The following is a 12,274-nucleotide window of genomic DNA, read 5'->3' on the forward strand; positions in this document are numbered from 1 at the left end:
TGCGGCGCGGCGCCTCACTGACCTGGGTCAAGCCCGAGGGTGGTCAAGGCCTTTTCCAGGCGAACTTTGCGGGCCCCGTTGGCAATCGCCAGCAGGCCGCGGTCGCGCTGCCACAGCGCCTCCCAGGCCGAGGCGTTGGCGGCGAAGGCGGCGTCGAGGTCGGCTTCGAGCGCCCTGAACTGTTCGAACAGCCCGGCCAGCACCGCCTGGGTACCGACGCAGGCGACCGGGTGTCGCGCCACTTCGGCGCAACCACCGAGGACCCCGGCCAGGCGCAGCAGCAGCGGCGTCGGCCAGCCGCACTCGTGGCCGACGCCGTAAAGCCAGGCGCCGAGCGCGGCCAGCACGTGGACGTCTTCCAGCAGACGGAACGGCTTGACGTAGTCGTCCCAGCCATCGCCGGGCAGGCGCTCGCAATGGGCGCCGTCGAGCAGCAGGCGGGAATGCGGCACGTCCGGCATCAGCGGCAGCGCCGGCAACGCCTCCAGGCGCGCCCCCGGCGCGCCGGCCAGGACCACCGTCATCGACAGTCGCGGCGGCTGCCCCGGCGCTTCGTCGCGGGCGGCCACCAGCCACCAGGCAGCACTGTCGCCAGCGGTGACGAAATCCTTTTGCCCATGCAGGACCAGCCCCTCCAGGCGGGTCTGCAGGTCTGCCGGGCGCACGCTGCGCTTCTCGGTGACGCACAGCGCGCCGAGGCCTTCCGGCGCCGCCGGCCAGAGCGCGCGCAGGGCCGCCTGGTAGCCGGCGAGGAAGGCCAGGCCCGGACTCGCGGCCAATCGTCCGCCGAGCACCGCGCGCTCCAGGCTGCCGAGGCCGTCGGCGCGCGCCAGGACGGCGGCGTGCCAGTCCTCCAGGGAACCTTCGGTGGGCAGGCGGTCGAGCGGGCCGAGCAAGGGTTGCCAGGACATGGCGGACTCCAATCGTCGAAGATGTCGAAACCGGCATCCTGCCGAGGCTGCCGGGGTGGAACAACGGCGCGTTACATCCGGCGACAATGTCATACAAGCATCACGCCCCTGTCACAGGGGTGACACCGCGCCTTCCTAGCCTGAGCTTGCACAACAAAGCCGAGCGGCCGCAACCCGCGGCGCCGGCCCAAGGAGGCCCAGGCATGACCCAGACCGCCATTCCCCGCGAACCCGTCGCCGGACGCCGCCTCAAGGCCGAGCGCCTGAACGGTGCCCGCGCCCTGCGCGAGGCCCAGGCCCTGCGCTACCGCGTATTCAGCGCCGAGTTCGACGCCAAGCTCGAAGGCGCCGAAGACGGTCTCGACCGCGACGACTACGACCGCCACTGTGCACACATCGGCGTCCGTGACCTCGACAGCGGCGCCCTGGTGGCCACCACCCGGCTCCTCGATCATCGCGCCGCCGAGCGCCTCGGGCGCTTCTACAGCGAAGAGGAATTCCACCTCTCCGGGCTCGACGCCCTGCACGGCCCGGTGCTGGAGATCGGCCGCACCTGCGTCGCCCCCGAATACCGCAACGGCGCCACCATCGCGGTACTCTGGGGCGAACTCGCCGAGGTCCTCAACGAGGGCGGCTACCGCTACCTGATGGGTTGCGCCAGCATTCCCATGCGCGACGGCGGGGTCCAGGCCAAGGCGGTGATGCAGCGGCTGCGCGAACGCTACCTGTGCACCGACTACCTGCAGGCCGAGCCGAAGAACCCGCTGCCGCCGCTGGACGTCCCGGAAAACCTCACCGCCGAACTGCCGCCGCTGCTCAAGGCCTACATGCGCCTGGGCGCGAAGATCTGCGGCGAGCCCTGCTGGGACCCGGACTTCCAGGTCGCCGACGTATTCATCCTGCTCAAGCGCGACGAACTCTGCCCACGCTACGCCCGCCACTTCAAGGCGGCGGTCTGATGGCGCGGCTGCGCCTGCTGCTGCGCAGCGCCCGCCTGCTCGGGCTGGTCGCGCTCGGATTGGGCCTGGCGAGCTGGGTCAGCCTGCGCGAGCGGCTCCCCGGCACCGACGTCACGCCGCTGCGCCAGCGCCTGACCCGCTGGTGGCTGGCGCGCCTGTGCGCGGCGCTGCCGTTCGATATCCGGGTCAGCGGCGAAGCGCCACGGCAACCGATGCTGTGGGTCGCCAACCATGTGTCCTGGACCGATATTCCCCTGCTCGGCGCCCTGGCGCCGCTGACCTTCCTGTCCAAGGCCGAGGTTCGCGCCTGGCCGCTGGCCGGCTGGCTGGCGGAAAAGGCCGGAACCCTGTTCATCCGCCGCGGCGCGGGCGACAGCCGGCTGATCAACCAGCGACTGGCCGAACAGTTGCACCGCGGGCGCAACCTGCTGATCTTCCCGGAAGGCACCACCACCAACGGCGAGAGCCTGCGCACCTTCCACGGACGCCTGATGGCCAGCGCCCTGGAGGCCGGCGTGGCGGTGCAGCCGGTGGCGATCAGCTACCGCCGCGATGGCGTACCCGATGCGCTGGCGCCGTTCATCGGCGACGACGACCTGCTCAGCCACCTCGGCCGCCTGCTGCGCGGCGAGCGCGGCAGCGTGCACATCCAGCTGCTGGAGCCTATCCCCAGCCAGGGCCTGGACCGCGCCGAACTGGCCCGCCAGGCCCAGCAGGCGGTGCGCCTGGCGCTGTTCGGCACTGCCGCCCCTGCGGAAACCCGGCGCGCCGCCTAGTCGCGCTTGGGCGGCACCGCCAGCACGTCGCATGGCAGGTCGCCGAGGGCCGCCTCGGCCACGCTGCCGATCAGCGCGCGGCGGAAGCCGGTCAGGCCCTGGGTGCCGAGCACCGTCAACTGCGGTGCCTGGCGCCGCACCTCGGTCATGATCACGTTGATCGGCAAGCCTTCGCCTACGCGCAGCTGGATATCCTCGCGGCCCAGCCCCAGCCCGGCGACGTAATCGCGCAGCTCGACGTTGGCCTTGAGCTCCTCCTGGTCAACGTAATGCTCGACGCGGTCTTCCTTGATCCCCGAATAACGCATCATGCCCTTGGCGAACGGCTCGAAGGCATGCAACGCGGTGAGGCTGGCGGCCTCGAGGAAGCCGAGCTGGCCGGCCATCTGCACCGCGCGCGTGGAGGTCGGCGAGAAATCCAGCGCCAGCAGCACCCGGCGGTACTCCTCTTCCGGCGCACCGGCCGCGCGCAACACCGGGATCTTCGCATTGCGTACCACCCGCTCCAGGGTGGTGCCGATGAACAGGTCGCGCAGCGGCGTGTGCCGGTGCGCCCCCATCACCAGCAGGTCGGCGCCGAGTTCCTCGGCCACCGCGTTGATCACCACCACCGGGTCGCCGACCCGCACGATCGCCCTGGAGTCGACCCCGAGGCGTTCCTTCAGGGCCTGCCCATTGACCTCCAGCAGGTTGGCGATGGCCAGCCGCTGTGGCGCGATCAGCACCGGTGGCTGGTCGTCGTCGAGCACATTCAGCACGGTCAGCTCGGCATTCCTCGCCTTGGCCAGTGCCGCGGCGCGCATGACCGCCAGCTCGGAACGCGTGGACAGGTCGGTCGCCACCAGGATTCGTTTCATCTTCCACCTCCATTGGCAGAGCGTTGAACGTCGGCCTCATTGAACGATCGACGCGACCGTTGCCGGTTGATATGCATCAAGCGGATGCTTCGGCCTGAAACAATTGACAGGTGATTCCGCCGACCGGGCCAATGGCCGCTGCGCCAGGGGTCAGCGCTGGCTCAGGGCGAAGGCCTGGAGCTGCGGGTAGAAGGCGCGGAAATCCGCGCTCAGGACGTCGTAGCGCTGGGCCAGTTCTTCCCAGGAGCCGTCCAGCAGGTGCGGTCGCGACAGCCTCCGCGACATGCCGCCCAGCACTTCGCGCAAGACCTCGAACTCGCGGTAGCTGCCCAGCCAGTCCTGGGCCGCCATCCGCGGCGCGATGCGCGCCAGGCGCTCCGGCAGCGGCGAGGCGGTGCGCAGGGTGCCGTAGACCCGCTCGACGAACTGCGGCAGCGGTTCGTCGGCGTAGTCGCTCCAGTCGCGCGCCAGGCAGTGGTCGAAGAACACGTCCAGCAGGACACCGGCGAAACGCCGTCGCTCCGCCGGGAAGCGCCGCTTGGCCGCATGCACCAGCGGGTGGCTGTCGGTGAAGGCGTCGATGCGCCGGTGCAGCTGGATGGCCCGCTCGATCTCGTCCGGCCATTGTCCCTGCAGGCGGCCCTTGACGAAGTCGCCGTACAGGCTGCCGAGCAGTTGGGCCGGCTGCGGGCCGCCGAGGTGGAGGTGCGCGAGGTAGTTCATGCGGCCTAGCTTACCCCAGGGACGGAACGGTCGTTTCGATCATCGTCATCAGCCCTGTCGATAGCGACTATCGTCGCAATCGATCCCAATATCGTCCCGCGTCGATATATAGTTCGTTCCAACCCGATATGAACGGCCAACGGACCACCGCCATGCCACTGGACATCGACGAAATCATCAAGGCTCTCTCCCACCCGGTGCGACGCGACATGCTGCGCTGGCTGAAGGAGCCGGAGAAGTACTTCGTCGAACAGGACCATCCGTTCGAGATCGGCGTCTGCGCCGGCAAGTTCGACCAGCGTACCGGTCTCTCCCAGTCCACCGTGTCGGTGCACCTGGCCACCCTGCAACGCGCCGGCCTGGTGACCAGCCGCCGGGTCGGCCAGTGGAACTTCTTCAAGCGCAACGAGGAGACCATCCAGGCCTTCCTCGACCAACTCGGCGACGAGCTGTAAGCAGCACTCGCTTCCACCCCACTACTTCGCTGTCCAGGAGCTCGACCGATGCCGGCGTCTCTTCTCGTCCTCGCTTTGTCCGCCTTTGCCATCGGTACCACCGAATTCGTCATCATGGGCCTGCTGCCGCAGGTCGCCGGCGACCTGCGGGTCTCCATTCCCAGCGCCGGCTGGCTGATCAGCGGCTACGCCTTCGCCGTGGCCTTCGGCGCCCCGCTGATGGCCATGGCCACCGCCCGCCTGGAGCGCAAGAAAGCGCTGCTGGCGCTGATGGGCATCTTCATCGTCGGCAACCTGCTCTGTGCGGTGGCCGCCAACTACGGCCTGCTGATGCTGGCGCGGATCGTCACCGCGCTCTGCCATGGCGCCTTCTTCGGCATCGGCTCGGTGGTCGCCGCTGGCCTGGTGGCGCCGAACCGCCGCGCCTCCGCCGTGGCCCTGATGTTCACCGGCCTGACCCTGGCCAACGTGCTCGGCGTGCCGCTGGGCACCGCGCTCGGCCAGGAAGCCGGCTGGCGCGCGACCTTCTGGGTGGTGACCCTGATCGGCGTGGTCGCCTTCGTCGGCCTGGCCAGGGTGCTGCCGAACGACCGCGAAGAGGAAACGGTCGACCTGCGCCAGGAGATGACCGCGCTGCGGAACCCCTCGCTGTGGCTGGCGCTGGGCACCACCGTGCTGTTCGCCGCCTCGATGTTCGCCCTGTTCACCTATGTCGCGCCGCTGCTCGGCGAAGTCACCGGGGTTTCCCCGCGCGGGGTGACCTGGACCCTGCTGCTGATCGGCGTCGGCCTGACCGTCGGCAACGTGATCGGCGGACGCCTCGCCGATTGGCGCCTGGGCCTCACCATGGCCGGCGTGTTCGCCGCGATGGCGCTGGTCTCGGCGCTGCTCAGCTGGACCAGCCAGGCCGTGCTGCCGGCGGAAATCACCCTGTTCCTCTGGGCCGCCGCCTCCTTCGCCGCGGTGCCCGCCCTGCAGGTCAACGTGGTGCGCGTCGGGCATGCCGCGCCGAACCTGGTGGCGACCCTGAACATCGGCGCCTTCAACGTCGGCAACGCACTCGGCGCCTGGATCGGCGGCAGCGTCATCGACCACGGCCTGGGCCTGACCCGCGTGCCGCTGGCCGCCGCCGCGCTGGCCGTACTGGCGTTGCTGGCCACCCTCATCGGCTTTTCCGGAAACGGCCGCGCCCAGGCGCAGCCGGTCCTCGATTGATCCCTGTCCGTGTATTCCCTAGTGGAGGATGTTCCATGGCTACTCTGTTCGATCCCATCGTGCTCGGCGACCTCGAGCTGCCCAACCGCATCGTCATGGCGCCGCTGACCCGCTGCCGCGCCGACGAGGGCCGCGTGCCCAACGCCCTGATGGCCGAGTACTACGCCCAGCGCGCCGAGGCCGGCCTGATCCTCAGCGAGGCCACCGCGGTCACGCCGATGGGTGTGGGCTATCCCGATACCCCCGGCATCTGGTCCGATGACCAGGTCCGTGGCTGGAGCAACGTGACCAAGGCGGTGCACGCCGCCGGCGGGCGCATCTTCCTGCAGTTGTGGCACGTCGGGCGGATTTCCGACCCGCTCTACCTGAACGGCGAGCTGCCAGTGGCGCCGAGCGCCATCGCCGCCGAGGGGCATGTCAGCCTGGTGCGTCCGAAGCGTCCCTTCGTCACCCCGCGCGCGCTGGACACCGAGGAGATCGCCGACATCGTCGAGGCCTACCGCCAGGGCGCCGAACGGGCCAAGGCCGCCGGCTTCGACGGCGTGGAGATCCACGGCGCCAACGGCTACCTGCTCGACCAGTTCCTCCAGGACAGCACCAACCAGCGCACCGACCGCTACGGCGGCTCCATCGAGAACCGCGCACGCCTGCTGCTGGAAGTCACCGACGCGGCGATTTCCGTATGGGGCGCCCAGCGCGTCGGCGTGCACCTGGCGCCGCGCGCCGACTCCCACGACATGGGCGATTCCAACCGCCTGGAGACCTTCAGCCATGTCGCCCGCGAGCTGGGCAAGCGCGGCATCGCCTTCATCTGCGCCCGCGAAGCGCAGGCCGACGACAGCATCGGCGTGGCCCTGAAGGAAGCCTTCGGCGGTCCCTACATCGCCAACGAGAAATTCACCCGCGACAGCGCCAACGCCATCCTGGCCAGGGGCGACGCCGATGCGGTGGCCTTCGGCATTCCCTTCATCGCCAACCCGGATCTGGTCAAGCGCCTGCGCAACGGCGCCGAGCTGAACCCGCCGCGCCCGGAGACCTTCTACACCGGTGGCACCGAAGGCTACCTGGACTACCCGACCCTGGACTGATCGCACCACCCAGGAAAAAGCCCGTCACGCTTGCCGTGGCGGGCTTTTTCGCATCTAGCGGCGACGGAACCGCGGCTCCGGCTCCGCGCAAGGATCGCGCTGGGCGCAGCCCTTGCAGCCATTGCCGCAACCGCCCGAGCCTTGCGCAGCCACCCGCTCGACCTTGCCGAGCGCGATCAGCCGCTCCAGGATCGCCTCCACCAGCGCCGGCGGCGCGTCCACCTGGCGGCTGAGCTGTTTCAGCCCGCGCGCCTGGCCGTCTTCCAGGGCGGCGCGGATCTGCATGAGTGTCGCCATCAGTGACATCCTCCCTGCCCGCCCGGGGCATCGACCATTCGGCCTGGCAGTTGCAGTACCTGCTCGCGGCCGAACAGACGCAGGCAGGTCATCAGGATCAGGTTGAAGACCAGCACCACGGCGATGGTCAGGACGCTACGCTCGGGGTGCGCGGCGAAGGTGGCGACCTGGTAGCAGAGGGTCGCCAGCGAGTAGGCGACGTTCAGCCCCCAGAGCACCGAGAAAGCCATCCAGCCCTTGCTGCTTTCCCGGGCGATCGCGCCCATGGCGGTCACGCAGGGCACGTAGAGCAGGACGAAGACCAGATAGCTGTAGGCCGCGATGGGGCTGCCGAACTTGCTCGCCATGGTGCCCATCGAGCCGGCCGCCATGTCGCCGTCGGCCATGCTCGCCTCCACCGGGTTGGCCAGCACGCTGAGGCTGAAGGTATCGACCAGGCCGTCCCAGGTTTCGGTCAGGGCGTCGCGCAGCTGTCCGGGCAGGTCGTAGCCTTCGTAGTCGAAGGCCTCGCCCTGGATCTGCTCGGCGGTATAGAGGGTGTTCAGGGTGCCCACCACCACTTCCTTGGCCATCGCCCCGGTGACCAGGCCGACGGTGGCCTGCCAGTTGTCCGGCTGCACCCCGAGCGGCGCCAGCAGCGGAGTGAGACGCTGACTGACACTGGCCAGCGCGGAATGGCCGATGTCGCCCCGCACCGGCTTGCCGTCGAGGGTGATGCTGTTCAGCCCGCCGATCACCAGGCTGACCAGGATGATCACCTTGCCGGCCCGCACCACGAAGCCGCGCAGGCGCGACCAGGTCTGCAGCAGCAGGCTCTTCAGGTGCGGCACATGGTACAGCGGCAGCTCCATGACGAAGGGCGAGGCCTCGCCGCGCATCAGGGTGTGCTTGAGCAGCAGCCCGGTGAGGATCGCCACGACGATGCCGAGCAGGTACAGGGAGAAGATCACCAGCGCGCCGCCCTGGCCGAAGAAGGCCCCGGCGAACACGGCGAAGATCGCCAGGCGCGCGCCGCAGGACATGAACGGCGCCATCATGATGGTGATCAGCCGCTCGCGCTGCGCGTCCAGGGTGCGCGCGCCCATGATCGACGGCACGTTGCAGCCGAAACCGACGATCAGCGGCACGAACGACTTGCCCGGCAGGCCCAGCGCCTGCATCAGGCGGTCCATGACGAAGGCCGCGCGGGCCATGTAGCCGGAGTCCTCGAGCAGCGAGAGGAACAGGTACATCAGGCCGATCTGCGGCACCAGCGGCAGCACCGTGTTGACCCCGCCGCCGATGCCCTGGGCGAGAAACACCGTGAGCCAGTCGGGCAGGCCGAAGCGGATGCCCAGCCACTGGATGCCATCGATGAAGATCGCCGCCGAACCCTTGTCGAAGATCGGCTGCAGCGCCCCGCCGATGTTGATGGCGAAGAAGAACATCAGGTACATCACCAGCAGGAAGATCGGCAGGCCCAGCCAGCGATTCAGGACGATCCGGTCGAGCCACTGGGTCAGCCGGTGCGGCTGCGCCTGCTGGTGGTCGCAGACCGCCGCGCAGATCTCGCCGATCAGCCGGTAGCGCGCATCGACGATAGCCAGCTCGGGCTCCTCGCCGCAGGCCTGGCGCGCCTGTTCCAGGGTAGCGGGCGGCAAGCCCAGCGCCGGGCCGTTGAAGATGTCGCCTTCCAGCGCCTGCAACGCCAGCCAGCGCGGTTCGATGGCCGAGGCCGCCGGAGTGCGCGTTTCCAGCAGGTAGCCTACCTGCGCCTCGATGGTCGCCGGGTAATCCACCGCCAGCGCCGCCTGCGGGACCTGCAGGTCGTCGATGGCCGCCTTCAGCTCGTCGATGCCATCGGCGCGGGTGGACACCAGCGGCACCACCGGGCAACCGAGGCGCCGCGCGAGTCCGTCGATGTCGATGCGGATCCGCTGGCTGCGGGCGATGTCCAGCATGTTCAGCGCGACGATGCAGGGGATGCCCATCTCCCGTAGTTGTACCGTGAGGTAGAGATTGCGCTCCAGGTTCGCCGCGTCCACCACGTTGACCAGCACGTCCACTTCGCCGCTGGCGATGTAGCGACACGCGATCTGTTCGTCCAGCGAGGCCTGGGCGGACACGCTGGTCAGCGAATAGGTACCCGGCAGGTCGACCAGGCGCACCGCGTGGCGGGCGGTGTGGAACGCGCCCTCCTTGCGCTCGACGGTGACGCCGGCCCAGTTGCCGACCCGCTGGCGCGAGCCGGTGAGCTGGTTGAACAGGGTGGTCTTGCCGGAGTTGGGGTTGCCGATCAGGCCGAGGGTCAGTGCGGTCATGGGGACTCCGGGCGGGATCAGTCGAGCGGGACGAGGGTCAGCAGGGCGAGGTCCTTGCGCCGCAGCGCCAGGCTGGTCTGGCGGGTCTCGACCTGGATCGGGTCGCCCAGCGGGGCGATGCGCACCACGCGCAGCGCGGCGCCGGGCAGCAGGCCCATGGAGAACAGGCGCTGGCGATAGCCGTTGCCAATGGCCGGTGAATACCCGGTGATGCGATAGGTACGGGAAGGTTGCAGTGCGCTCATGGCGGATTCCAGGCAGTAGGGAGGAACGGTGGCCTCCCTGGCCGCTGATCGAGAATCTAAACGACTCTCACTTAAGGCTCGCTTAAGGGCGCAGTATCGGAGCGGATGGACAGCGGATTCGCTGATCCAGAGCAATGGATGGAGGGATTTCCGCGCGGCGCGGCGATCTGTCGCCGCCAGCGCCCCGGGCAACGGAGCAACTGGCGACACAGCGGATTCAGCGGCTGTTGAGCTGCTGTTGCAGGTTCTGCACCTGGGCCTGGAGGGTATTGATGTTACGCATCACCTGGGTGCGGAAGGCGTCGAACTCGGCGGTATTGCCACCCTGGGGACGATTGTCGAGCTGGCTGCGCAGCACCAGCAGGTCGTCCTGGATGCCCTTGATGGCCTGGCTGGGATTGCCCTGTTTCTTCAGCGCCGCGACGTCGCCACCGAGGCTCTTGAGCTGCTCGTTGGTCTTGCCCAGCTCGGCCTGCAGCGCCTTCAGCTTCTCCTGCTCGGTGGCCAGCGCCTGCAGCTTGCCGTCGAGCTGCGCGACCAGTTGCGCGGCGCTTTCCTGCTGGGCCTTGAGGTCGCTGGCCAACTGGTCGAGGCGCTTGCCCTGGCCGCCGAACTGGTTGCTCACATCGGCCTGCTGGCGTTCCTGGCTGCCGAGTTTTTCCTGCAACTGCTTGACCTGCAGGCGCAGCGCCTCGCGCTCGCTGGTGACGCTGGACTCGCTGGCGACCACCTTGCCGCGGATGTCGTCGAGTCGCCCGGCGGCTTCCTCGCTGATCCGCACGAAGCTTTCCTGGGTCGCGACCAGTTGCTGCTCCATCAGGCTGAGCTGCTGGTGACTCCACCAGGCCACTCCGGCGAGGGCGATCAGCATCGCCCCGAGCAGGGCCCAGAGCGGGCCGGTGGAAGCCGGGCGGCGCGCCTTGGTATCTACCACCCGACGCTGTTCCGGTTCGTAGACGTGCCGCGGGTGGTGGCCGAACTCTTCGCGGTCGGCGGCATCGGTGGTCAGGCTGGGCACATCGTCGAGTTCGTCGAAAGAATCGTTACGCATGGTGAAAACCTGTGAAGGGGAACGGCATCCTGCCGGAGGCCTGGAGAGAGGGCCGAATGACGCATTATATCGATTCGGCCCCACCCCTTCAGCGTCCGCGCGAAGGAAGTTCGTCGAGACCGGGGCGCTCCATCGCGGAGCCGCACGCACCATCACGGCGCGAGCCTGGCCCGACACAGACCGCCGCCGGACGCGGCCGGTTCCCGCGCGTCGCGCCGCCATCGGTGGAACCGTCGCGGCTGTCCGCACCCGCGCCGAGCCGGCATTACGCCGGCCCGCTGCGCGGCTGATCAGAGTTCCTGGGCGCGCCACCAGGCGCAGAACTCGTCGAGCGCCGTCCACAGGCTGACCCGCGGATCGTAGTCGAGGTATTCGCGAGCGCGGTTGATGTCCAGGGTGAAATTCTTCGCCATCACCGCCATGCCCAGGCGGAACAGTGCCGGCTCCGGGCGCCCCGGGAGAATCCGGCAGACGCCCTCGTTGAGCGCCGCCAGGCCGTAACCTATGGCATACGGCAGATGCCCGGTGACTGGCGGCAGGCCGAGCTGGCGCATGACGTAGTTGACCGCGTCCCAGAACGGCACCGGCTGGCCGTTGCTGATGTTGTAGACCCTGCCCAGCGCCGGCTCGCCGGCCAGCAGGCAACTGAACAGGGCATCGTTGAGGTTGTGCACGCTGGTGAAGTCGACCCGGTTCAGACCGTTGCCGAGGATCCGCAGGCGGCCCTTGCGATGGGCCTGGATCAGCCTTGGGAAGATGCTGGTGTCGCCAGCGCCGACCACGAAGCGCGGACGCAGGGCCAGCACCTCGAGGCCGAGGTCGCGGGCACTGAGCACCAGTTGCTCGGCCTGGTACTTGGTCGCCCCGTAGTGATCGGAAAAGCGCCGCGGGACATAGTCTTCACCGAGGTTCAGGTGGTCACGCCCGTCGAAGTAGATCGACGGCGACGACAGATGCACGAGGCGCCGCACCTTCTGCTTCAGGCAGGCCTCGACCACGCTCTCGGCGAGGCCGACGTTGGCCGCCTGGAACCGCTCGCGCGGCCCCCACACACCCACCGCGCCGGCACAGTGCACCACCGCCTCGACACCCTCGCAGAGGCGCTCGACCAGCGCCGGCTCGGCCAGGTCGCCGGGAACGAACTCGGCGCCCCGCGCCACCAGGTGCTGCACCGCCTCCTGGCGACGTCCGCTGACCCGCACCGACAAGCCCTGCTCCAGGGCGAAGCGGGCGAAACGCCCGCCGATGAAGCCCGTCGCCCCCGTTACCAGTATCCGCATCCCGAGTACTCCCGCTGTTCTTCTTGTGCCGCGACTCTAGCAATCCGACGTCGCGAAACCACTGGCACAGCATGCCAGAACAACGACCCTGCGGGCCGCCGGCACGACTTGCGTTGG

At 69.0% G+C, this 12,274-nt stretch carries 13 protein-coding genes; 5 read left to right on the forward strand and 8 right to left on the reverse strand.

Annotated features, from left to right (window positions below):
- Window positions 1-14: 14 nt before the first annotated feature.
- Window positions 15-911 carry an acyl-CoA dehydrogenase middle domain-containing protein gene (locus tag B7D75_RS22385; RefSeq protein ID WP_033999759.1) on the reverse strand — a complete coding sequence of 299 codons (897 nt, stop codon included), beginning with the start codon at window positions 909-911 and terminating at the stop codon, window positions 15-17.
- 203 nt (window positions 912-1,114) lie between these two features.
- On the opposite strand from B7D75_RS22385, the gene olsB reads away from it, so the two are divergent.
- The gene (gene olsB / locus B7D75_RS22390; protein ID WP_053817716.1) at window positions 1,115-1,870 is read left to right on the forward strand and encodes an L-ornithine N(alpha)-acyltransferase; all 756 of its coding nucleotides are present in this window, start codon (window positions 1,115-1,117) and stop codon (window positions 1,868-1,870) included.
- Window positions 1,870-2,646, forward strand: coding sequence for a lyso-ornithine lipid O-acyltransferase (gene olsA, locus B7D75_RS22395; protein ID WP_034078333.1), 777 nt, complete (start codon window positions 1,870-1,872; stop codon window positions 2,644-2,646). Before olsB ends, olsA begins: the two co-directional genes overlap by 1 nt.
- On the opposite strand, the gene B7D75_RS22400 is transcribed toward olsA, so the two are convergent.
- Window positions 2,643-3,503, reverse strand: a complete 861-nt coding sequence (locus tag B7D75_RS22400) for a universal stress protein (RefSeq protein ID WP_034078335.1) — start codon at window positions 3,501-3,503, stop codon at window positions 2,643-2,645. The two genes, olsA and B7D75_RS22400, sit on opposite strands and share 4 nt — an antisense overlap.
- A gap of 150 nt (window positions 3,504-3,653) precedes the next feature.
- Complete coding sequence (locus tag B7D75_RS22405; RefSeq protein WP_003156404.1) at window positions 3,654-4,226, reverse strand: acyl carrier protein phosphodiesterase; 573 nt, start codon at window positions 4,224-4,226, stop codon at window positions 3,654-3,656.
- Between the two features lie 152 nt (window positions 4,227-4,378).
- On the opposite strand from B7D75_RS22405, the gene pyeR reads away from it, so the two are divergent.
- From pyeR to B7D75_RS22420, 3 genes are read left to right on the forward strand one after another with little or no spacing between them, the layout of a single operon-like run.
- Entirely contained in the window at window positions 4,379-4,681 is a 303-nt protein-coding gene (gene pyeR / locus B7D75_RS22410) for an ArsR family transcriptional repressor PyeR (protein WP_003093978.1), read from the forward strand.
- Window positions 4,682-4,729: 48 nt separating this feature from the next.
- A complete protein-coding gene (locus B7D75_RS22415) occupies window positions 4,730-5,896 on the forward strand; it encodes an MFS transporter (protein ID WP_058175450.1) in 1,167 nt (388 codons plus the stop codon).
- Between the two features lie 35 nt (window positions 5,897-5,931).
- A complete protein-coding gene (locus B7D75_RS22420) occupies window positions 5,932-6,984 on the forward strand; it encodes an alkene reductase (protein WP_012077157.1) in 1,053 nt (350 codons plus the stop codon).
- Window positions 6,985-7,038: 54 nt separating this feature from the next.
- Here the strand turns inward: B7D75_RS22420 and B7D75_RS22425 are convergent, their stop codons facing one another.
- From B7D75_RS22425 to B7D75_RS22445, 5 genes are all read right to left on the reverse strand, one after another.
- The gene (locus B7D75_RS22425) at window positions 7,039-7,281 is read right to left on the reverse strand and encodes a FeoC-like transcriptional regulator (RefSeq protein ID WP_107114439.1); all 243 of its coding nucleotides are present in this window, start codon (window positions 7,279-7,281) and stop codon (window positions 7,039-7,041) included.
- Window positions 7,281-9,581 (reverse strand): Fe(2+) transporter permease subunit FeoB, encoded by a 2,301-nt coding sequence (feoB, locus tag B7D75_RS22430; protein WP_034078338.1) that lies wholly within the window; start codon window positions 9,579-9,581, stop codon window positions 7,281-7,283. The genes B7D75_RS22425 and feoB overlap by 1 nt, the downstream gene beginning before the upstream one ends.
- Window positions 9,582-9,598: 17 nt before the next feature.
- Complete coding sequence (gene feoA / locus B7D75_RS22435) at window positions 9,599-9,826, reverse strand: ferrous iron transporter A (protein ID WP_003157276.1); 228 nt, start codon at window positions 9,824-9,826, stop codon at window positions 9,599-9,601.
- A 217-nt stretch (window positions 9,827-10,043) separates the two neighbouring features.
- Window positions 10,044-10,877, reverse strand: coding sequence for an ATPase (locus tag B7D75_RS22440; protein WP_012077159.1), 834 nt, complete (start codon window positions 10,875-10,877; stop codon window positions 10,044-10,046).
- A gap of 290 nt (window positions 10,878-11,167) precedes the next feature.
- Window positions 11,168-12,157, reverse strand: coding sequence for an NAD-dependent epimerase/dehydratase family protein (locus B7D75_RS22445; protein ID WP_034078340.1), 990 nt, complete (start codon window positions 12,155-12,157; stop codon window positions 11,168-11,170).
- Window positions 12,158-12,274 lie beyond the last annotated feature (117 nt).

This window comes from Pseudomonas paraeruginosa, from assembly GCF_003025345.2.
In the GTDB taxonomy this organism is placed as follows: domain Bacteria; phylum Pseudomonadota; class Gammaproteobacteria; order Pseudomonadales; family Pseudomonadaceae; genus Pseudomonas; species Pseudomonas paraeruginosa.